Raw genomic sequence first — 21,487 nt, forward strand, 5'->3', positions numbered from 1 at the left:
TGCCGATCGCCATGGAAGAGAAGCTGCGCTTCGCCATCCGTGAAGGCGGCCGCACCGTCGGTGCCGGCATCGTCGTCACCATCAAGGAATAACCGACACCGGCCTGTGCCGGTCGGGTTCGAAACGGAAAGGGCGGTCCTTGGGGCCGCCCTTTTCTTTTGCCTGGCGATCGGGTGTTCGCCTTGTCGCCCGAGTCCTGTTGCAAGCCTTTGGACCTCGTCTAGTATACATTCCAGCAAGGGGCTTCTTTCCAAATGGTCTCAGAGCGCCTTTTCCATCGGCGGGCATTGTGGTCGCTGCGGCTGATCTGCCTGCTGGCGTTGCTTGTTGCGGGACGTGCCTTTGCGGCGGATACTGCCCCGGGTCCCGGTCCGACGATGCGGTTCGTCATTGTCCGCAGCAATGCACCGGGGTGCGAGCCGATCTGCCCGGAATGGATCTCGGCCGAAGGCTCGATAGAAGCCGGAACGCCGGCCCTGTTCAAACGCATGCTGAAGACGCTTGGCGGGCGAAGCCTGCCGATCGTCGTGGATTCTCCCGGCGGCAATGTCGAGGCGGCGCTGGCGCTTGGCCGGCTGATCCGCAAGAACATGCTTGATATCGCGATAGGCAAGACGGTGTTCTCCGGTTGCCGCCCCGACGCGGACGGTTGCCATGACCGTAACAAGATTGGCGCCCCTTACCTCGGCGATATCGTTGACTACGGCGCCATGTGCAACTCCGCCTGCCCATTGATGTTTGCCGGCGGTGTCCGGCGTGTGGTTGGCGAATGGGCCTTTCTCGGCGTCCACCAGATCACCACCACCTACATCCGCACGAAATTGCAATACAGGACCACCTACCGCATCGTGGGTGGCAAGAAGAAGGTGCTCAACACAAGGATCGTCAGCCGCAAGGACGCCGGCAGCTACAAGACCTACGAGATGAGCAAGGCGGTGGAGAAAAGGCTGGCGGCCTATCTCGACGAGATGGGCATCGATCAGGGCGTGCTCGAAACGATGAAGAGCACGCCGGCCAGCGAAATCCACCAGATCGCCCTCGGCGACATGCTGACGATGAAATTGGTCACCAGCATGGATGCTGCGGACCTGTTGACCGCCGCAGGCCTGTGCAGGTCGGACCGATTGGCCGCGAATTGCCTGGAAATACCGGGGAAAAAGCCCGATGGCCTGACGACCGCGGCCAAGCCTGCCCCGCTGCCGGCGGAGCCCGAGGGCGTGCAGCGCGATGAAGACATGCGCTTCGTCGTGGTTCGCGGCGGCAATCCGCTCCGCAATCCTGATTGCCCCGAATGGATCTCGGCGGAAGGTGCGATCACGCCTCAGACCCCGCAGAAGCTGCGCCAGTTGCTCGCCACGCTTGGCGACCGGCGGCTGCCTGTCGTGATCAGCTCAAAGGGTGGCGACCTGCTTGGCGCTCTGGCGGCGGGACGGCTTGTCCGCGAAAAGAAGCTCGACGTCGCTGTTGGCCGCACTGATTTCGTCGGCTGTGACCCGGGAGAGTGGAATTGCCTGGCCAAGGAGGGCGCTTTATGCCGGGTTGAGCATCGATGCGGGAGTGGAGTGCGATTCGGCCTGTGCGCTCATGCTTGCCGGCGGGGTGAGACGGCTTGTCGGTCCCCGTGCGCGGCTTAGCCTTTACCCGATGGGACAAAAGCAGGTGGTCAAGGCCTATCTCGAGGAGATGGCGCTCGGCCCTGCTCTGTTCGCAGCGATCGAGGGGCGCTCGGTCGAGCGGCAGCTGGAACCCGGCACGATGCTGAGGCTCGGGCTGACGACGAGCTTGCAATCCGTCGACGCGCTGACCGGCGCCACCATCTGCGGCGCTGTGCCGAAACCGCAGAATTGCCGGATCCGGCCTTCCGCCAATGCCGAGGCTGAAGCGCCCGCCAAATTGTAGGGCGCCGAGGTCGAAGACTGGCCATCGAGGCAGGTTGAGCCATTCTCGACTTTTCCGCTATCGTCGCTGCTGGCGGCTACGGGGGCGGCGGAGGATCGAGAATGAGCCAGGATATCCCGACACTCTACGACTGGGCCGGCGGCGGCGAGGCGTTGAACCGGCTGACCCGGACTTTCTACGACAGAGTGGCGCAGGACCCGATCGTCGGGCCGGTGTTCAAGGCCATGTCGCCGGATCATCCCGCCCATGTCGCGGCCTTCATCGGTGAGGTATTCGGCGGACCGAAAACCTACAGCGAGCAATTTGGCGGCCATCGCGAGATGGTCATGCACCATCTGGGCAAGCATCTGACCGAGGAGCAGCGCCGCCGCTGGATCAACCTCCTTGCCGATGCCGCCGACGCGGTCGGCCTGCCTGACGATCCGGAGTTTCGTTCGGCCTTCATGGGCTATGTCGAATGGGGATCGCGGCTGGCCAAGATGAACTCCAATCTCGGCGAGACCTGCGATCCAGAGACGGAGCCGATGCCGTCCTGGGGCTGGGGCGTGCCGGGCGGGCCATATCGGCCGCCGGATCCAAAGTAGCTTTCGGTCGCCGCGGGAGGTCCCGGAGCGATGCCGAAAAACGTCAAGGTCGTGCGTTGGCGCGAGTGGGATGGCCCCAGCCCCGAACATCTGGTGCTGAGGGAACGGTGTTAAGGCGCGTTTGCTTGCAAACCACTCTTTACAGAGCGAGCGGAAGCTTTTAGGAAGCGCCTGCTGCGCCGAGATGCGCACGATACGGGCATAGCTCAGTTGGTAGAGCGGCGGTCTCCAAAACCGCAGGTCGTAGGTTCGAGCCCTGCTGCCCGTGCCATTTCTCGAAATGGCCATCGACCGATATTTCTACGGACCGACCTTTGAAAATCGGCGACACGCTTGCCATATTAGCTTACTTGGGGCATAAAGGCCTCATAGCCGGGACGGAACGACTGGATGGTTCCGAGGCGGCGTTTGGTCATAAAGCGGACACTTGCCACTTGCGTGGATCAAGAATCGGTTTTATGTAGACGAAACAGACACGCGACGCGTGGAGCTGGGAAGCCGGCTTTACGCGTCTGATTTGCATGGGCGAAATGTTTGCGCTGATTCGGCGCGAGATTGGCTCAGGCGGCACGTCCCGGCCAGCGGGATCATCCAGGGGACCCGGCCAACGGGTCTTGAAGACAGAGCGGCATATGGCTTCGAAAACCACAAATCCTTTCGTCTTTCTCCAGCAGGTTCGCGCGGAGACCGCCAAGGTGACTTGGCCGTCGCGGCGCGAAACGATGATCTCGACGGTCATGGTCCTGGCTTTCGCTGTGATCGCGATGATCTTTTTCTTCACCGCTGATCAGCTCATGGGCCTCGCGGTCGAACAGATTCTGGGCATCGGACGCTAAGTCCGGCGATTACGGAGAAGTCTTGAAATGACCGCGCGCTGGTACATCGTCCACGCCTATTCGAACTTTGAAAAGAAGGTCGCCGAGGATATCGAGAACAAGGCCAAGCAAAAGGGCCTGTCCGCCGACATCCACCAGATCGTGGTTCCGACCGAGAAGGTCGTCGAGGTTCGCCGCGGCCGCAAGGTCGATGCCGAGCGCAAGTTCTTCCCGGGCTATGTGCTGCTGAAGGCCAATCTGACCGACGCTGTGTTCTCGCTGGTCAAGAACACGCCGAAGGTCACCGGCTTCCTGGGTGACTCCAAGCCGGTGCCGATCACCGAGGCGGAAGCCCAGCGCATCCTGAACCAGGTGCAGGAAGGCGTCGAGCGGCCCAAGCCCTCGGTCACGTTCGAGATCGGCGAGGCGATCCGCGTTTCGGATGGTCCCTTCGCGTCGTTCAATGGTTTCGTCCAGGAAGTGGACGAGGAGCGGGCGCGGCTCAAGGTGGAAGTTTCGATCTTCGGGCGCGCCGTGCCTGTCGATCTGGAATTCGGACAGGTCGAAAAGGGCTGATCCGAAATCCCTGCCGCCAAGCGCGGCAGGAAAGAGCGGCGCGGAGATCGCGCGGTTCTTGAGGGCGGTGGGAGACGAGTGCGGCTTTAGCCGGCCGCATGGATCGCACCACCAGACTGCAACCGCCGGGTTTCCCAGACAGTTGGGCCGGCATAGACAAAGGCAGGAAAAGAGATGGCTAAGAAAATTGCAGGCCAGCTCAAGCTCCAGGTGAAAGCGGGATCGGCGACGCCGTCTCCCCCGATCGGCCCGGCGCTTGGTCAGCGTGGCATCAACATCATGGAATTCTGCAAGGCGTTCAACGCGCAGACCCAGGAAATGGAAAAGGGATCGCCGGTCCCGGTCGTCATCACCTACTACCAGGACAAGTCCTTCACCTTCGTCATGAAGACGGCGCCGGTGAGCTACTTCCTGAAGAAGGCGGCCAACCTGACGTCTGGTTCCAAGGAGCCGGGCAAGGTAAAGGCCGGTACGGTTTCGCGCGACAAGGTCCGCGAGATCGCAACCGCGAAGATGAAGGATCTGAACGCAAACGACGTCGAAGCGGCCATGCGTATGGTCGAGGGCTCCGCCCGCTCGATGGGTCTGGAAGTGGTGGGCTAAGATCATGGCAAAGATTGCAAAGCGTGTATCGAAGACCCGCGAAGGCATCGATCCCAACAAGGCTTATGCCCTGGGTGACGCGCTGAAGCTGCTCAAGGACCGTTCCTCGGTCAAGTTCGACGAGACCATCGAAGTCGCCATGAACCTCGGCGTCGACCCGCGCCACGCCGACCAGATGGTCCGCGGCGTGGTCAACCTGCCGAACGGCACCGGCCGCTCGGTGCGCGTCGCTGTGTTTGCGCGCGGCGACAAGGCTGACGAAGCTCGCGCCGCCGGCGCCGACATCGTCGGTGCCGAGGATCTGGTCGACATCGTCCAGAAGGGCACGATCGATTTCGATCGCTGCATCGCCACTCCGGACATGATGCCGCTCGTCGGCCGTCTGGGCAAAGTGCTCGGCCCGCGCGGCATGATGCCGAACCCGAAGGTTGGCACCGTCACCACCGACGTTGCCGCCGCCGTCAAGGCATCGAAGGGCGGCGCTGTCGAGTTCCGCGTCGAGAAAGCCGGCATCGTTCATGCCGGCGTCGGCAAGGTCTCGTTCGAGGTCACGGCTCTGGAAGAGAACATCCGCGCCTTCGCCGACGCGGTGACCAGGGCAAAGCCGGCTGGTGCCAAGGGCAACTACGTCAAGAAGGTGTCGGTCACCTCGACGATGGGTCCGGGCCTCAAGCTCGACGTCGCGACGCTCACAGCGTCCTGATACGAACATTTGGATCGGGCCGCTAAAGGCCTGATCCGCAAGTGAATTCCGGGCCTCCGACTTGTCGGCGGCCCGGTACCGGAAACCGAGAGGTTTCCGGACATCCTGTCCGAGATTGCAGGCGGCCCAGAAGCCTTAATTCGATTTGGGCCTGCATGAGACGGGTGAAGACCGGACAACGGAGCGATCGCTCCAATGAAAGGTTCGAACCGTGTTTGCCTTTTGTCTGCGCATCGCCGGCTTGACTGTCGATGTGGCGAAAGGGGGCAGGATCCTCGAGCGTCGTTCGGGAGATCCGTTACTGGATGGCCCGGCCGACAAAGGCAACCCGACGCCTGTCCCCGTTAATGGGGCAGGGGTCAACTGGAGATAGGCAGTGGACAGAGCGGAAAAACGCGAACTCGTCACGGGCCTGAACGGTGCGTTCTCGAACGCAGGTTCAGTGGTCGTGGCCCACTACGCCGGTATCACCGTCGCGCAAATGAACGACCTTCGGTCGAAAATGCGCGCCGCCGGTGGCACCGTCAAAGTCGCGAAGAACCGTCTCGCCAAAATCGCTCTTCAGGGCACGGACTCCGCATCGATCATCGAGCTGTTCAAGGGACAGACGCTGATTGCTTATTCGGAGGATCCGATTGCGGCGCCGAAGGTCGCGTCCGATTTCGCCAAGGGAAATGACAAGCTTGTCATTCTCGGCGGCGCAATGGGCACCACCTCGCTCAACGCCGACGGTGTGAAGGCACTCGCCACACTTCCGTCGCTCGATGAGCTGCGCGCCAGGCTGGTTGGCATGATCGCCACGCCGGCAACCCGGATCGCCCAGATCGTCAATGCGCCAGCGGCTTCGGTCGCGCGCGTCATCGGCGCTTACGCCCGGAAGGACGAGGCGGCATGAGGCCGTTCCTCGCTATCACAAACACACGTTCGAACCTGATGAAGGAATACAACAATGGCTGATCTCGCAAAGATCGTAGACGACCTTTCGAAGCTGACCGTCCTCGAGGCGGCCGAGCTGTCGAAGCTTCTGGAAGAAAAGTGGGGCGTTTCCGCCGCTGCTCCGGTGGCTGTTGCCGCCGCTGGCGGTGGTGCGGCCGCAGCTGCTCCGGTCGAGGAAAAGACGGAATTCGACGTCGTCCTCACCGAGGCAGGCGCTCAGAAGATCAACGTCATCAAGGAAGTCCGCGCCATCACCGGTCTTGGCCTCAAGGAAGCCAAGGACCTGGTCGAAGCGGCTCCGAAGCCGGTCAAGGAAGGCGTTTCCAAGGCCGACGCTGACAAGTTCAAGGCCCAGCTGGAAGCAGCCGGCGCCAAGGTCGACCTGAAGTAAGCGTAAAGCGGCGGACGGCCTCGCGCCGTCCGCCACTCCCTTCGCCTGGAAGGGAGGACGCGTAACGCGAGACATACGAAAACCTCTTTCCTGAGGGCCGAAAACCGGCCTTCAGGAAACGGGTTTTCTCCCGTTCTAGCCGGCAGCCTACAGGCACCGGGAAAACAGACAAAGGGTTGCCGCCAAGGTAGCCCAGCATGCAAGGCGAGCCGCGGCGAGGCTCGTCCCGAGTTTAGAGCTAAGGAGCGACGATGGCCCAGACCCAGACTTTCAATGGCCGCAGACGCGTACGCAAGTTCTTCGGAAAGATCCCGGAAGTTGCGGAGATGCCGAACCTGATCGAGGTTCAGAAGGCGTCCTATGACCAGTTCCTGATGGTGGCGGAGCCCAAGGGTGGGCGTCCGGACGAGGGACTGCAGGCCGTTTTCAAGTCGGTCTTCCCGATCTCCGATTTTTCCGGCTCCTCGATGCTGGAGTTCGTGAAGTACGAGTTCGAAGGACCGAAATTCGACGTTGACGAATGCCGTCAGCGCGACCTCACCTATGCCGCGCCGCTCAAGGTGACGCTGCGCCTCATCGTGTTCGATATCGACGAGGATACCGGCGCCAAGTCCATCAAGGACATCAAGGAGCAGGACGTCTACATGGGCGACATGCCGCTCATGACCCTGAACGGCACCTTCATCGTCAACGGCACCGAGCGCGTCATCGTCTCGCAGATGCACCGCTCGCCGGGCGTCTTCTTCGACCATGACAAGGGCAAGTCGCACTCGTCGGGCAAACTTCTGTTTGCCGCGCGCGTCATTCCCTATCGCGGTTCGTGGCTCGACATCGAGTTCGATTCCAAGGACGTCGTGCACGCCCGCATCGACCGTCGCCGCAAGATTCCGGTGACGTCGCTGCTGATGGCGCTCGGCATGGACGGCGAAGAGATCCTGTCGACCTTCTACAACAAGATCACCTATGTGCGTGCCGGCGACCACTGGCGCATTCCGTTCAACGTCGAGCGTTTCCGCGGCCTCAAAGCCGTCGGCGACCTGGTCGATGCCGACACTGGCGAAGTCGTTGTCGAGGCCGGCAAGAAGATCACCGCCCGCCAGGCAAGGGCGCTTGGCGAGAAGGGTCTCAAGGCGATCAAGGCGACCGACGAGGATCTGCTCGGCAACTACCTGGCCGAGGACATCGTCAACTACGCCACCGGCGAGATCTTCCTCGAAGCCGGCGACGAGATCGACGAGAAGACGCTGAAGGTGCTGCTCGGCACGGGCGAGGACGAGATCAAGGTTCTCGACATCGACCATGTCAATGTCGGCGCCTATATCCGCAACACGCTCAACGTCGACAAGAACGAGAGCCGCCAGGACGCGCTGTTCGACATTTATCGTGTCATGCGCCCGGGCGAGCCGCCGACGCTCGAAACCGCGGAAGCCATGTTCAACTCGCTGTTCTTCGACTCGGAGCGCTACGATCTGTCGGCCGTTGGCCGCGTCAAGATGAACATGCGTCTCGAGCTCAAGGCCGAGGACACCGTGCGCGTGCTGCGCAAGGACGACATCCTGGCCGTGGTCAGGACGCTGGTCGAACTGCGCGACGGCAAGGGCGAAATCGACGACATCGACAATCTCGGCAACCGCCGCGTGCGTTCGGTCGGCGAGCTGATGGAAAACCAGTACCGCGTCGGCCTGTTGCGCATGGAGCGCGCGATCAAGGAGCGTATGTCCTCGATCGAGATCGACACGGTCATGCCGCAGGATCTGATCAACGCCAAGCCGGCGGCTGCCGCCGTGCGCGAGTTCTTCGGTTCCTCGCAGCTGTCGCAGTTCATGGACCAGACCAACCCGCTGTCGGAGATCACCCACAAGCGCCGCCTTTCGGCGCTTGGACCGGGCGGTCTGACCCGCGAGCGCGCCGGCTTCGAAGTGCGCGACGTGCACCCGACGCATTACGGCCGTATCTGCCCGATCGAGACGCCGGAAGGCCCGAATATCGGTCTGATCAACTCGCTGGCCACCTTCGCACGCGTCAACAAGTACGGCTTCATCGAGAGCCCGTACCGCAAGATCGTCGATGGCAAGCTGACCAATGACGTCGTCTATCTCTCGGCGATGGAAGAGGCCAAGCACCATGTCGCGCAGGCCAACGCCGAGCTCGACAAGAACGGTGGTTTCGTCGACGAATTCGTCATTTGCCGCAGCGCTGGCGAAGTGATGATGGCGCCGCGCGAAAACGTCGATCTGATGGACGTGTCGCCCAAGCAGATGGTGTCGGTGGCCGCGGCCCTGATCCCGTTCCTGGAAAACGACGACGCCAACCGCGCTCTGATGGGCTCGAACATGCAGCGTCAGGCCGTGCCGCTGGTGCGCGCCGAGGCGCCGTTTGTCGGCACCGGCATGGAGCCGATCGTCGCCCGTGACTCGGGCGCCGCCATCGGCGCCCGCCGCGGCGGCATCGTCGACCAGGTGGACGCGACGCGTATCGTTATCCGCGCCACAGAGGATCTCGATCCGGGCAAGTCCGGCGTCGATATCTACCGGCTGATGAAGTTCCAGCGTTCGAACCAGAACACCTGCATCAACCAGCGTCCGCTGGTTCGTATGGGCGACCGGGTCAACAAGGGCGACATCATCGCCGACGGTCCGTCGACCGAGCTCGGTGATCTGGCGCTCGGCCGCAACGTGCTGGTCGCGTTCATGCCGTGGAATGGCTACAACTACGAGGACTCGATCCTCCTGTCCGAACGCATCGTCGCCGATGACGTCTTCACCTCGATCCACATCGAGGAGTTCGAGGTCATGGCGCGTGATACCAAGCTCGGCCCGGAGGAAATCACGCGCGATATTCCAAACGTCTCGGAAGAAGCGCTGAAGAACCTCGACGAAGCCGGCATCGTCTACATCGGTGCCGAAGTTCAGCCGGGCGACATCCTGGTCGGCAAGATCACGCCGAAGGGCGAAAGCCCGATGACGCCGGAAGAGAAGCTTCTGCGCGCCATCTTTGGCGAAAAGGCATCGGATGTGCGCGACACCTCGATGCGCATGCCTCCGGGCACCTTCGGCACCGTCGTCGAGGTGCGCGTCTTCAATCGCCACGGTGTGGAGAAGGACGAGCGCGCCATGGCGATCGAGCGCGAGGAGATCGAACGCCTCGCCAAGGACCGCGACGACGAGCAGGCCATCCTGGACCGTAACGTCTATGCGCGTCTTTCCGACGTGCTCGTCGGCAAGGAAGCGATCGCTGGACCGAAGGGCTTCAAGAAAGGCTCGACGCTGTCCAAGGATACGCTCGACGAGTATCCGCGTTCGCAGTGGTGGCAGTTTGCCGTGGAGAACGAAAAGCTCCAGAGCGAACTCGAAGCCCTGCGTGGCCAGTACGACGATTCCAAGAAGGCGCTCGAACAGCGTTTCATGGACAAGGTCGAGAAGGTCCAGCGCGGCGACGAAATGCCTCCGGGCGTCATGAAGATGGTCAAGGTCTTCGTGGCCGTGAAGCGCAAGATGCAGCCCGGCGACAAGATGGCCGGCCGTCACGGCAACAAGGGTGTCGTGTCGCGGATCGTTCCGGTCGAGGACATGCCTTTCCTCGAGGACGGCACTCATGCCGATATCGTGCTCAACCCGCTGGGTGTGCCGAGCCGCATGAATGTCGGCCAGATCCTGGAAACGCATCTGGGCTGGGCATGCGCCGGCATGGGCAGGAAGATCGGCGAGCTGATCGACACGTACAAGGCTGCCGGCGACATCAAGCCGCTGCGCAAGACGCTCGAGAGCTTCATTCCGTCCAACGACCGCAACGAGCCGGTCCGCGACTATGACGACGAGAGCATTGTTCGCCTCAGCGAGCAGATGCGCCGCGGCGTTTCGATCGCGACCCCGGTGTTCGACGGCGCGCATGAGGCTGACATCAACATCATGCTGGAGCAGGCGGGCCTGCACACCAGCGGTCAGTCGCAACTCTATGACGGACGCACGGGCGAGCCGTTCGATCGCAAGGTGACGATGGGCTACATCTACATGCTCAAGCTTCACCACCTCGTGGACGACAAGATCCACGCGCGTTCGATCGGTCCGTACTCGCTCGTCACCCAGCAGCCGCTGGGCGGCAAGGCGCAGTTCGGTGGCCAGCGCTTCGGCGAGATGGAGGTCTGGGCGCTCGAAGCATACGGCGCCGCCTACACGCTGCAGGAGATGCTGACGGTGAAGTCCGACGACGTCGCCGGCCGCACCAAGGTGTACGAGGCGATCGTGCGTGGCGACGACACTTTCGAGGCCGGCATCCCCGAGAGCTTCAACGTTCTCGTCAAGGAAATGCGGTCTCTCGGCCTCAATGTCGAGCTGGAGAACACCAAGCTCGAGGACGGCCCTATGCGGCTGCCCGACGCGGCCGAGTAAGGCAATGGCGCGCCACGGATTCCGCGGCGCGCCAATCGAATTCGACGGCCAGTGGCCGACAAAGACGGCGGGCGTTTGGCTCGCGACTAGATGCAAGGGGTTTTCGAGGACCCCGAAAAGGAGAACGGCATGAACCAAGAGGTCATGAATCTCTTCAATCCGCAGGCGCCTGCGCAGGTGTTCGATTCCATCCGGATATCGCTTGCCAGCCCTGAGAAGATTCTGTCCTGGTCTTTCGGCGAGATCAAGAAGCCGGAGACCATCAACTACCGCACCTTCAAGCCGGAGCGTGACGGTCTGTTCTGCGCGCGCATTTTTGGCCCGATCAAGGACTATGAGTGCCTGTGCGGCAAGTACAAGCGCATGAAATACAAGGGCGTCATCTGCGAGAAGTGCGGCGTCGAAGTCACGCTGTCGCGCGTTCGCCGCGAGCGCATGGGCCATATCGAGCTGGCGGCACCTGTCGCTCACATCTGGTTCCTGAAGTCGCTGCCGTCGCGCATCGGCACGCTGCTCGACATGACCCTGAAGGACATCGAGCGCGTCCTCTACTTCGAGAACTACATCGTCACCGAACCCGGCCTCACCGCGCTGAAGGAGCACCAGCTGCTCAGCGAGGAAGAGTACATGATCGCCGTCGACGAGTATGGCGAGGATAGCTTCACCGCCATGATCGGCGCCGAGGCCATTCACGACCTCCTGGCCGGCATGGACCTGGAGAAGATCGCCGGCGACCTGCGTTCGGAACTGGCTTCGACCACGTCCGAGCTGAAGCAGAAGAAGTATCTGAAGCGGCTCAAGGTCGTCGAGAACTTCATGGAATCCGGCAACCGTCCGGAATGGATGATCATGAAGGTGGTTCCGGTGATCCCGCCGGACCTGCGCCCGCTCGTCCCGCTGGACGGCGGCCGCTTCGCCACGTCGGATCTGAACGACCTCTATCGCCGCGTCATCAACCGCAACAACCGTCTGAAGCGGCTGATCGAGCTGCGCGCCCCCGGCATCATCGTGCGCAATGAAAAGCGCATGCTGCAGGAGGCCGTCGATGCGCTGTTCGACAACGGTCGTCGCGGCCGTGTCATCACCGGCGCCAACAAGCGTCCGCTGAAGTCGCTGTCGGACATGCTCAAGGGCAAGCAGGGCCGGTTCCGTCAGAACCTGCTCGGCAAGCGCGTCGACTATTCCGGCCGCTCGGTCATCGTGACCGGTCCGGAGCTCAAGCTGCACCAGTGCGGCCTGCCCAAGAAGATGGCGCTCGAACTGTTCAAGCCCTTCATCTACGCCCGTCTCGACGCCAAGGGTTACTCCTCGACCGTCAAGCAGGCGAAGAAGCTGGTCGAGAAGGAACGCCCGGAAGTCTGGGATATCCTCGACGAGGTCATCCGCGAGCATCCGGTGCTGTTGAACCGCGCGCCGACGCTGCACCGCTTGGGCATCCAGGCGTTCGAGCCGATCCTGATCGAAGGCAAGGCGATCCAGCTGCACCCGCTGGTCTGCACGGCCTTCAACGCCGACTTCGACGGCGACCAGATGGCTGTTCACGTGCCGCTGTCGCTGGAAGCGCAGCTTGAAGCCCGCGTGCTGATGATGTCGACCAACAACATCCTGCACCCGGCTTCCGGCGCGCCGATCATCGTGCCTTCGCAGGACATGGTTCTCGGTCTCTACTATCTCTCGATCGTCAACCAGAACGAGCCGGGCGAGGGCATGGTGTTTGCCGACATGGGCGAACTCCAGCACGCGCTCGAGACCAAGGCGGTGACACTGCACGCCAAGATCAAGGGACGCTTCCGCACGGTCGACGCCGAAGGCAAAGTCGTGTCGAAAATCTACGACACCACCCCTGGCCGCATGATCATCGGCGAGCTTCTGCCGAAGAATGTCAACGTGCCATACGAGACCGCCAACCAGGAGATGACCAAGAAGAACATCTCCAAGATGATCGACACCGTCTACCGCCACTGCGGTCAGAAGGAGACGGTCATTTTCTGCGATCGCATCATGGCGCTCGGCTTCAGCCATGCCTGCCGTGCCGGCATTTCGTTCGGCAAGGACGACATGCTGATCCCGGATGCCAAGATCAAGCTGGTCTCCGACACCGAGGCTTTGGCCAAGGAATACGAGCAGCAGTACAATGATGGCCTGATCACGCAGGGCGAGAAGTACAACAAGGTCGTCGACGCCTGGGCCAAGTGCTCTGAAAAGGTCGCCGACGAAATGATGGCCCGCATCAAGGCGGTCGAGTTCGAGGACAATGGCCGTCAAAAGCCGATGAACTCGATCTACATGATGTCGCACTCCGGTGCGCGTGGCTCGCCCACCCAGATGCGTCAGCTCGCCGGCATGCGCGGCCTTATGGCCAAGCCGTCGGGTGAAATCATCGAGACGCCGATCATCTCGAACTTCAAGGAAGGCCTGACCGTGCTCGAGTACTTCAACTCGACCCACGGCGCCCGCAAGGGTCTGGCCGACACCGCCTTGAAGACGGCGAACTCGGGTTACCTCACCCGTCGTCTGGTCGACGTGGCGCAGGACTGCATCGTCAACTCCGTCGACTGCGGCACCGACAAGGGCCTTACCATGCAGCCGATCGTCGATGCCGGTCAGGTCGTCGCTTCGGTCGGCCAGCGCGTGCTTGGTCGTACGTCGCTCGACGACATCACCCATCCGGTGTCGGGCGAGATCCTTGTCAAGGCCGGAACGCTGATGGACGAGCGTGACGTGGAACAGATCGAAAAGGCCGGCGTCCAGTCGGTTCGCATTCGCTCGGCACTGACTTGCGAAGTCAGGGTTGGCGTCTGCGCGGTCTGCTACGGTCGCGATCTGGCCCGCGGCACCCCGGTCAACCAGGGTGAAGCAGTCGGCGTCATCGCGGCGCAGTCGATTGGCGAGCCGGGCACCCAGCTCACCATGCGTACCTTCCACATGGGCGGTACCGCGCAGGTGGTGGACAGCTCGTTCCTTGAAGCCTCCTATGAGGGCAAGGTCGAGATCCGCAACCGCAACGTGGTGCGCAACTCCGACGGCCAGCAGATGGTCATGGGCCGCAACATGGCGGTGCTGATCCTCGACGAAGCCGGCAAGGAACGCGCCACGCACCGTCTCACCTATGGTTCGCGTATCTTCGTGGACGATGGCGACAAGGTGAAGCGCGGCCAGCGTATCGCTGAGTGGGATCCCTATACCCGTCCGGTCCTCACCGAAATCGAGGGCAGGGTGTCGTACGAGGATCTGGTCGACGGCATTTCCGTTCAGGAAACGGCCGACGAGTCGACCGGCATCACCAAGCGTGAGGTCATCGACTGGCGCTCGACGCCACGCGGCAACGACCTGAAGCCGGCAATTGCCATCCAGGACGCCAAGGGCAAGGTCGGCAAGCTGTCGAAGGGCGGCGACGCCCGCTTCCTGCTCTCGGTCGAGGCCATTCTTTCGGTCGAGCCGGGTGCACAGGTTCGCCCCGGCGACGTGCTGGCGCGTATCCCGATGGAAAGCGCCAAGACGAAGGACATCACCGGCGGTCTGCCGCGTGTTGCCGAACTGTTCGAGGCACGTCGTCCGAAGGATCACGCCATCATCGCCGAGATCGACGGCACGATCCGCTTCGGCCGCGACTACAAGAACAAGCGTCGCATCATCATCGAGCCGCATGACTCGACGCTTGAGCCGGTCGAATACCTGATCCCGAAGGGCAAGCCGTTCCATCTCCAGGACGGCGACGTCATCGAGAAGGGCGATTACATCCTCGACGGCAATCCGGCGCCGCACGACATCCTGGCGATCAAGGGCGTGGAGGCACTTGCTTCCTACCTCGTCAACGAGATCCAGGAAGTCTACCGCCTGCAGGGCGTGTCGATCAACGACAAGCACATCGAGGTGATCGTTCGCCAGATGCTGCAGAAGGTCGAGATCACCACGCAGGGCGACTCGACCTACATTCCGGGCGACCACGTCGACGTGATCGAGTTGGAGGAGGTCAATGATCGCCTGGTCGAGGACGGCAAGAAGCCGGCCGAAGGCCAGCCGGTGCTGCTCGGCATCACCAAGGCTTCGCTGCAGACGCCGTCCTTCATCTCGGCCGCCTCCTTCCAGGAGACGACCCGAGTGCTGACGGAAGCTGCCGTTGCCGGCAAGACCGACATGCTGCAGGGACTGAAGGAAAACGTCATCGTCGGCCGGCTTATCCCGGCTGGCACCGGCGGCACGATGAGCCAGATCCGGCGCATCGCCACCTCGCGCGACGAACTGATCATCGACGAGCGCCGCAAGGCCTCCGGTGTGGAAGTTGCCGAGGCGATGCTGGCCGACATGACACACGCCGCGCAGTAAGCGCGGAAGACAAGAAGAAGGAAAAGGGGCCCAAGCGGCCCCTTTTTCGCGTTCGAAGCATGTCAAAGACCTCGCCCGAATTCCGTTCAGACGCGACACGCTTTAGGCTTCCACATCCGCATCTGAGGAGAAAGCCATGAGCAAAAAGACCTGGGCCGTTGTCGACGATTATATCGTCGCCTCCCTTTTTGATTCAGACCCCGTTCTTGATGCCGTTCTGGCGGCCAACCACGATCAGGGTTTGCCTGCGATCGATGTCTCGGCCGCGCAAGGCAAACTGTTGTCGTTGCTGGTGCGTATCCGCGGCGCCAAGAACGTACTGGAGATCGGCACGCTTGGTGGGTACTCGACCATCTGGATGGCAAGGGAATTGCCCGCCGACGGCAGGATCGTGACGCTCGAACTCGATCCGCACCATGCAAAGGTCGCGCGATCGAATTTCGAGCGGGCAGGGGTGTCGGCGCGGATCGACTTGCGGGTCGGGCCGGCCCTTCAGTCGCTTGCGGCTCTGGGGGCCGAGAATGCCGGGCCGTTCGATCTCATCTTCATCGACGCCGACAAACCGAACAATCCGCACTATCTGTCCTGGGCCATGCGGCTGTCCCGGCCCGGAACCGTCATCATCTGCGACAACGTCATCCGCGACGGTGCCGTGCTGAATGACGATGGCCGCGACGCCAATGTCGAAGGCGCACGCGCTGCGTTCTCGTTCATCGGCAGCGAGAAGCGTCTTGACGGCACGGCCATCCAGACGGTCGGCGCGAAGGGCTACGACGGCTTTGCCATTGCGGTCGTCGAGTGAGATCACACCATGGTTGTCTGAATGACCCTGATATCAGATCGCCTCGTTCGTACCCACTTGTCATCGGCTGTTCGTTTGACGACCGGCTTCCCCCAATCCGTCGCTGCTTCGCAGCGCCAGCTTTCCCCCTCCGGAGGGAAAGGAAGCCGCGTTGGACGAGCGTTGGCGGCAATAGGTTAGCGCCCATTCCTCTACCCCGTCGATCGGGGGAGAGGTGGCTCGGCGTAGCCGAGACGGAGTGGGGGTCGACCTGGCACGAGCATGCATTCAAGCCAAGTCCGCGATCCCGTCGCGTGCACAAATCAGTCGAAGTACGCTTCGACCACGTTGCGCTTGCCGAGCATGAAGGCATCGGCGACATGCTGGAGCGGGGCCAGATCGACATCGGAGATGCCGGCGCGCACGATCTCGGCGAATCGTCGGTAGAGCATCGGGTACTCGGCCTCCGGCTCGTCATGAACCACCTTGCCGTCGACGGCGAGCTTCGAACCGCCGCCTGAAAGCACCATCGCGCCCTTGTCGGTCTCGGCCAGGATGTCCCAGCTTTGCGGGCCCGTCTGCAGCCAGTCGAGGTCCATCGTCACCGGCAACCCGTTCGAGGTGCGGAATGTGACGTGTGCGGCAACCGGGGATGCGCGGTTTTCGGGAAAATCGAGCGCCGCCGAAGTGATGAACATCGGCGGCAGGATGTGAGTGGCAATTGACAGCGCGTTGATGCCGGGATCGAAGACGCCGAAGCCGCCGGGGGCCCAGATCCATTCCTGGTTCGGGTGCCAGCGGCGCACGTCTTCCTTCCAGTTGATGGCGGCCGACTTGATTTTGGTCGAGTTCAGGAAGGCGCGAGCGGCCTCGACCGCCGGTGCATAGCGCGAGTGCCAGCTGGCGAACAGCGAGACGCCGTTCTGCGCGGCCAATGCCTTGAGGTTCTCGACTTCGCTGACCGTGGCGCCCGGCGGCTTTTCCAGGAAGACATGCTTCTTCGCCATCAGCGCCGTGCGCGCAGCGTCGTAGCGGAACTGCGGCGGCATGCAGAGCGAGACGGCCTCGAGCTCGGGTACGGCGTCGAGCATCGCTTCGATATCGGGGAAATTCGGGATGTTTTCCACCTTGCCGTGCCGGCTGGCAGCAGCGACCAGGCGATAGTTCTTGTCTTTCGCCAGGGCCGGCAGGTGTTGGTCGCGGACGATCTTGCCGACGCCGACGATGCCTATGTTGATGGGCTGGGACACGGCCGCTCCGTCTGTTGAATGATGGTGATGGCTTCTTATCAGAACACTTGCCCCGGGCAAGCCGACAGGCCAACGTCAGTCTTCCTCGATCTGAGCGCCGGCGTTCGTCGGCCAGGAAGCCTAGATCGCCGATTCGCCTCGGCAACCGATTCGAAAGCTGGGCCGAGGCCTGGGTTCAGATCGGCACGTCGAAGGTGACGATCGACACTTCGCCTTCGAGCGCGCCCTGGAAGGCGGAAAGATGCGGCTCTTCGTCGGGCACGCCGTCCATGTCGCCGATCTGGTCGAGCTCGGCCTCGGCGTAGCCTTCCGCGGCAAGCGATTCGAGTGCCCGGCGCACCGCCGAATCGTCGTCGGGCGCGACCAGCATGACGTGGACGCCTTCCGGTTTGCCGCCCTTTTTCTTCCACACCCGGCCGGTGATGATGGTGACCGGGCGTTCTTCATTGTCGTTCACGGGCCGATTCCTCTTGGCGATATGTGGGCGGGCGAGGGGATTGTGACTGCTCATGCGGCCTTTTCGCATGAAGAAGAGCCGCGCAACAGCGCAAAGCCGTTCACTTTGCTAAGGCTTGGCACTTTCTTCCTCGCCCTTGCAAAATTGCGAAAGAAAATTACATGCGTTTTTCGCATGGCTGCCGAGCCTTGATTGGCGCGCAATATTTGGCGCTCCGGGCTTGACGGTTCGCGGTCTTGCGAGTAGAAGCCGCCCAGTCAGAACCGATGTGAGGCTCTCCCTTCCGAAGCGACACGCTTTGGAGTTTGCCTCAAACAGGGTTCGTTTTACGAGCGAAAAGACATTTCCGGCGTGCACGAAGCGGCTTCCGCTTCCTCTGCGATTTGTTCGGGCAAGACCGCGAGGCGCGGTTTGTGGCCCGAATTTGCGTATGGAAATGACGCTTTGAGCGGCCCTGACCGGGCGAGACACGGAATTGAGAGACAAGAGGGTTTAATGCCTACCGTCAACCAGCTGATCCGCAAGCCGCGCATTGCGCCGGTGAAGCGCAACAAGGTCCCGGCCATGCAGCAGAACCCGCAGAAGCGGGGCGTCTGCACGCGCGTCTATACAACGACGCCGAAGAAGCCGAACTCGGCGCTGCGCAAGGTGGCCAAGATCCGCCTGACCAATGGTTTTGAAGTGATCGGGTACATCCCCGGCGAAGGCCACAACCTTCAGGAACACTCCGTGGTCATGATCCGCGGCGGCCGCGTCAAGGATCTTCCGGGCGTTCGCTACCACATCATCCGCGGCGTGCTCGACACGCAGGGTGTGAAGAACCGCAAGCAGCGCCGTTCGAAGTACGGCGCCAAGCGCCCGAAGTAAGGCGCTCGAAGTAAGATTTTCCGGCCTTGGCGCTGCTTGAGTGCGTCGGGCTATGAGATTGAGAGACAAAAGCCATGTCGCGTCGTCACAGTGCAGAAAAGCGTGAGATCAATCCGGACCCGAAGTTCGGCGATCTGATCGTCACCAAGTTCATGAACGCCGTCATGTATGACGGCAAGAAGTCGGTTGCCGAGACCATCGTCTATGGCGCACTCGACCAGGTCCAGTCGAAGACCAAGCAGGAGCCGGTCACGGTCTTCCATCAGGCACTCGACAATGTCGCGCCGCATGTGGAAGTGCGTTCGCGTCGTGTCGGCGGCGCCACCTACCAGGTTCCGGTCGACGTGCGCCCCGAGCGCCGCCAGGCATTGGCCATTCGCTGGCTGATCGCCGCGGCCCGCAACCGCAACGAGACCACGATGGTCGACCGCCTCTCCGGCGAGCTGATGGACGCGGCCAACAACCGCGGCACCGCCGTCAAGAAGCGTGAAGACACCCACAAGATGGCTGAAGCCAACCGCGCTTTCGCGCACTACCGCTGGTAAAGCGCGAACGAGACTGAGAGGCAGCTACGATGGCCCGCGAATACAAAATCGAAGACTACCGCAATTTCGGTATCATGGCGCATATTGACGCCGGCAAGACGACGACCACCGAGCGCGTCCTCTATTATACGGGCAAGTCGCACAAGATCGGCGAAGTCCACGACGGTGCTGCCACCATGGATTGGATGGAGCAGGAGCAGGAGCGCGGCATCACCATCACGTCCGCCGCGACCACGACCTTCTGGAAGGCTCGTGACGGCAAGATGCACCGCTTCAACATCATCGACACTCCCGGCCACGTCGACTTCACCATCGAAGTCGAGCGTTCGCTGCGCGTTCTCGACGGCGCTATCGCGTTGCTCGATGCCAACGCCGGTGTTGAGCCGCAGACGGAAACTGTCTGGCGTCAGGCCGACAAGTACCGCGTTCCGCGCATGATCTTCTGCAACAAGATGGACAAGATCGGCGCCGACTTCTATCGCTCGGTCGAGATGATCGGTTCGCGCCTTGGTGCTCACGCCGTTGTCATGCAGCTGCCGATCGGCGCTGAGACCGAGTTCAAGGGCGTTGTCGACCTCGTCGAGATGAACGCGCTGGTCTGGCGCGACGAGACGCTGGGCGCCGCCTGGGATGTCGTCGAGATCCCGGACGACCTCAAGGCTCGTGCCGAGGAATACCGCGAGAAGATGATCGAAGCCGCCGTCGAAATGGACGAGACGGCGCTTGAGAATTACCTCGAAGGCAAGATGCCGTCGAATGACGAAATCCGCGCGCTGATCCGCAAGGGCACCATCGCGGTGAAGTTCTACCCGATGTTCTGTGGCTCAGCCTTCAAGAACAAGGGCGTGCAGCCGCTGCTCGACGCCGTCGTCGAATATCTGCCGTCGCCGGCCGATGTTCCTGCCATCAAGGGTGTCGATGCCAAGACCGACGCCGAGATCGAGCGTCACGCAGACGACAACGAGCCGCTGTCGATGCTCGCCTTCAAGATCATGAACGACCCGTTCGTCGGTTCGCTGACCTTTGCCCGCATCTATTCGGGCAAGCTGACCAAGGGCATCTCGGTCGACAACACCGTCAAGGGCAAGAAGGAGCGCATCGGCCGCATGCTGCAGATGCATGCGAATTCGCGCGCCGACGTCGAAGAGGCTTTTGCCGGCGACATCGTTGCTCTGGCCGGTCTCAAGGACACGACCACCGGCGACACGCTCAGCGATCCGCTGCATCCGGTCATCCTCGAGCGCATGGAATTCCCCGATCCGGTCATCCAGATCGCGATCGAGCCGAAGACCAAGAACGACCAGGAAAAGATGGGCCTCGCCCTTCACCGCCTGGCCGCCGAGGATCCGTCCTTCCGCGTCAAGACCGACGAGGAAAGCGGCCAGACCATCATCTCCGGCATGGGTGAACTTCACCTCGACATCATCGTCGACCGCATGCGTCGCGAGTTCAAGGTCGAGGCCAATGTCGGCGCGCCGCAGGTGGCCTATCGCGAGACGATCACCCGCAGGCACGAGCAGGATTACACGCACAAGAAGCAGACCGGCGGTACCGGTCAGTTTGCCCGCGTCAAGATCGTCTTCGAGCCGAACCCGGACAGCAGCGAATTCGAGTTCGAGACCAAGATCGTCGGCGGCGCCGTGCCGAAGGAATACATCCCCGGTGTCGAAAAGGGCATCAACAGCGTCATGACCTCGGGTCCGTTCGCGGGCTTCCCGATGATCGGCGTCAAGGCGACGCTGATCGATGGCGCCTACCACGATGTCGACTCCAGCGTCCTGGCCTTCGAAATCGCCGGCCGCGCCTGCTTCCGTGAAGCCGCACCCAAGCTTGGCGTGCAGCTGCTCGAGCCGATCATGAAGGTCGAAGTGGTGACGCCGGAAGACTACGTCGGCAGCGTCATCGGCGATCTGAATGGCCGTCGCGGCCAGATCCAGGGCCAGGAAGCACGTGGCGTGGCTGTGGTCATCAACGCGATGGTGCCGCTCGCCAACATGTTCAAGTATGTCGACAACCTGCGCTCGATGAGCCAGGGCCGTGCGGCCTACACGATGCAGTTCGATCACTACGAGCCGGTCCCCACGGCGGTGGCTCAGGAAGTCCAGAAGAAATACGCGTAAGGGTTCCTTAGCCGCCGGCGTCGCCTCCCTTGCGCGATCCGGATCTGAAGAGCGAATAACAATTTCCCCCAAGCGGGTAGAATAGACGGAGAACGATTATGGCCAAAGGTAAATTCGAGCGTAACAAGCCTCACGTGAACATCGGCACGATTGGCCACGTTGACCATGGCAAGACGTCGCTGACGGCGGCGATCACCAAGTATTTTGGCGAGTACAAGCGCTACGACCAGATCGACGCTGCCCCTG

General features: G+C 62.0%; 17 protein-coding genes, 1 tRNA gene and 1 pseudogene. 17 read left to right on the forward strand and 2 right to left on the reverse strand.

From position 1 onward, the window contains the following. The 13 genes and pseudogenes from NKJ89_RS33855 to NKJ89_RS33920 all read left to right on the forward strand — a co-directional run. A partial coding sequence (locus NKJ89_RS33855) for an EF-Tu C-terminal domain-related protein (protein WP_023785181.1) occupies window positions 1-92 on the forward strand: 92 nt, incomplete at its 5' end. A gap of 162 nt (window positions 93-254) precedes the next feature. Continuing rightward, window positions 255-1,899: pseudogene (locus NKJ89_RS33860) on the forward strand (COG3904 family protein). Between the two features lie 101 nt (window positions 1,900-2,000). Next, window positions 2,001-2,483: a group II truncated hemoglobin gene (locus tag NKJ89_RS33870; RefSeq protein WP_352608803.1), complete on the forward strand. Its 483-nt coding sequence runs from the start codon at window positions 2,001-2,003 to the stop codon at window positions 2,481-2,483. A gap of 195 nt (window positions 2,484-2,678) precedes the next feature. Further along, window positions 2,679-2,754 (forward strand) — tRNA-Trp (locus NKJ89_RS33875). Window positions 2,755-3,115: 361 nt separating this feature from the next. Next, window positions 3,116-3,319 carry a preprotein translocase subunit SecE gene (gene secE / locus NKJ89_RS33880; RefSeq protein ID WP_013531408.1) on the forward strand — a complete coding sequence of 68 codons (204 nt, stop codon included), beginning with the start codon at window positions 3,116-3,118 and terminating at the stop codon, window positions 3,317-3,319. Between the two features lie 27 nt (window positions 3,320-3,346). Then, window positions 3,347-3,874, forward strand: a complete 528-nt coding sequence (gene nusG, locus NKJ89_RS33885; protein WP_013531409.1) for a transcription termination/antitermination protein NusG — start codon at window positions 3,347-3,349, stop codon at window positions 3,872-3,874. A 174-nt stretch (window positions 3,875-4,048) separates the two neighbouring features. Next, window positions 4,049-4,477, forward strand: a complete 429-nt coding sequence (gene rplK, locus NKJ89_RS33890; protein ID WP_013531410.1) for a 50S ribosomal protein L11 — start codon at window positions 4,049-4,051, stop codon at window positions 4,475-4,477. A 4-nt stretch (window positions 4,478-4,481) separates the two neighbouring features. Continuing rightward, window positions 4,482-5,180 carry a 50S ribosomal protein L1 gene (gene rplA, locus NKJ89_RS33895; RefSeq protein ID WP_023762906.1) on the forward strand — a complete coding sequence of 233 codons (699 nt, stop codon included), beginning with the start codon at window positions 4,482-4,484 and terminating at the stop codon, window positions 5,178-5,180. A gap of 376 nt (window positions 5,181-5,556) precedes the next feature. Beyond that, complete coding sequence (gene rplJ, locus NKJ89_RS33900; protein WP_013531412.1) at window positions 5,557-6,075, forward strand: 50S ribosomal protein L10; 519 nt, start codon at window positions 5,557-5,559, stop codon at window positions 6,073-6,075. A 54-nt stretch (window positions 6,076-6,129) separates the two neighbouring features. Beyond that, window positions 6,130-6,507, forward strand: a complete 378-nt coding sequence (rplL, locus tag NKJ89_RS33905; RefSeq protein ID WP_023762907.1) for a 50S ribosomal protein L7/L12 — start codon at window positions 6,130-6,132, stop codon at window positions 6,505-6,507. A gap of 251 nt (window positions 6,508-6,758) precedes the next feature. Further along, window positions 6,759-10,895: a DNA-directed RNA polymerase subunit beta gene (gene rpoB, locus NKJ89_RS33910; RefSeq protein WP_023762908.1), complete on the forward strand. Its 4,137-nt coding sequence runs from the start codon at window positions 6,759-6,761 to the stop codon at window positions 10,893-10,895. Between the two features lie 129 nt (window positions 10,896-11,024). Continuing rightward, window positions 11,025-15,221, forward strand: coding sequence for a DNA-directed RNA polymerase subunit beta' (rpoC, locus tag NKJ89_RS33915; protein ID WP_352608804.1), 4,197 nt, complete (start codon window positions 11,025-11,027; stop codon window positions 15,219-15,221). A 136-nt stretch (window positions 15,222-15,357) separates the two neighbouring features. Then, a complete protein-coding gene (locus NKJ89_RS33920) occupies window positions 15,358-16,023 on the forward strand; it encodes an O-methyltransferase (protein WP_352608805.1) in 666 nt (221 codons plus the stop codon). 302 nt (window positions 16,024-16,325) lie between these two features. Here NKJ89_RS33920 and NKJ89_RS33925 read toward each other — a convergent pair whose 3' ends face one another. After that, window positions 16,326-17,252, reverse strand: a complete 927-nt coding sequence (locus NKJ89_RS33925; RefSeq protein ID WP_352608806.1) for a Gfo/Idh/MocA family protein — start codon at window positions 17,250-17,252, stop codon at window positions 16,326-16,328. 175 nt (window positions 17,253-17,427) lie between these two features. Further along, window positions 17,428-17,709, reverse strand: a complete 282-nt coding sequence (locus NKJ89_RS33930) for a transcriptional regulator (protein WP_023762912.1) — start codon at window positions 17,707-17,709, stop codon at window positions 17,428-17,430. A gap of 495 nt (window positions 17,710-18,204) precedes the next feature. Between NKJ89_RS33930 and rpsL the strand changes: the two genes are divergently transcribed. From rpsL to NKJ89_RS33950, 4 genes are all read left to right on the forward strand, one after another. Then, window positions 18,205-18,576 carry a 30S ribosomal protein S12 gene (gene rpsL, locus NKJ89_RS33935; protein ID WP_006333356.1) on the forward strand — a complete coding sequence of 124 codons (372 nt, stop codon included), beginning with the start codon at window positions 18,205-18,207 and terminating at the stop codon, window positions 18,574-18,576. Between the two features lie 74 nt (window positions 18,577-18,650). After that, window positions 18,651-19,121 carry a 30S ribosomal protein S7 gene (rpsG, locus tag NKJ89_RS33940; protein WP_008875664.1) on the forward strand — a complete coding sequence of 157 codons (471 nt, stop codon included), beginning with the start codon at window positions 18,651-18,653 and terminating at the stop codon, window positions 19,119-19,121. Between the two features lie 29 nt (window positions 19,122-19,150). Next, window positions 19,151-21,241, forward strand: a complete 2,091-nt coding sequence (fusA, locus tag NKJ89_RS33945) for an elongation factor G (protein ID WP_023762913.1) — start codon at window positions 19,151-19,153, stop codon at window positions 21,239-21,241. 98 nt (window positions 21,242-21,339) lie between these two features. Beyond that, the coding region (locus NKJ89_RS33950) for a GTP-binding protein (protein ID WP_352608807.1) at window positions 21,340-21,487 on the forward strand (148 nt) is incomplete at its 3' end.

It is taken from the genome of Mesorhizobium sp. M0047 (assembly GCF_040323315.1).
Taxonomy (GTDB): domain Bacteria; phylum Pseudomonadota; class Alphaproteobacteria; order Rhizobiales; family Rhizobiaceae; genus Mesorhizobium.

Bases quoted from the DNA above. Each gene is read 5' to 3' on its own strand.
- NKJ89_RS33870 (WP_352608803.1), top strand. From the start codon at position 2,001: ATGAGCCAGGATATCCCGACACTCTACGACTGGGCCGGCGGCGGCGAG.
- secE (WP_013531408.1), top strand. From the start codon at position 3,116: ATGGCTTCGAAAACCACAAATCCTTTCGTCTTTCTCCAGCAGGTTCGC.
- nusG (WP_013531409.1), top strand. From the start codon at position 3,347: ATGACCGCGCGCTGGTACATCGTCCACGCCTATTCGAACTTTGAAAAG.
- rplK (WP_013531410.1), top strand. From the start codon at position 4,049: ATGGCTAAGAAAATTGCAGGCCAGCTCAAGCTCCAGGTGAAAGCGGGA.
- rplA (WP_023762906.1), top strand. From the start codon at position 4,482: ATGGCAAAGATTGCAAAGCGTGTATCGAAGACCCGCGAAGGCATCGAT.
- rplL (WP_023762907.1), top strand. From the start codon at position 6,130: ATGGCTGATCTCGCAAAGATCGTAGACGACCTTTCGAAGCTGACCGTC.
- rpoB (WP_023762908.1), top strand. From the start codon at position 6,759: ATGGCCCAGACCCAGACTTTCAATGGCCGCAGACGCGTACGCAAGTTC.
- rpoC (WP_352608804.1), top strand. From the start codon at position 11,025: ATGAACCAAGAGGTCATGAATCTCTTCAATCCGCAGGCGCCTGCGCAG.
- NKJ89_RS33920 (WP_352608805.1), top strand. From the start codon at position 15,358: ATGAGCAAAAAGACCTGGGCCGTTGTCGACGATTATATCGTCGCCTCC.
- rpsL (WP_006333356.1), top strand. From the start codon at position 18,205: ATGCCTACCGTCAACCAGCTGATCCGCAAGCCGCGCATTGCGCCGGTG.
- rpsG (WP_008875664.1), top strand. From the start codon at position 18,651: ATGTCGCGTCGTCACAGTGCAGAAAAGCGTGAGATCAATCCGGACCCG.
- fusA (WP_023762913.1), top strand. From the start codon at position 19,151: ATGGCCCGCGAATACAAAATCGAAGACTACCGCAATTTCGGTATCATG.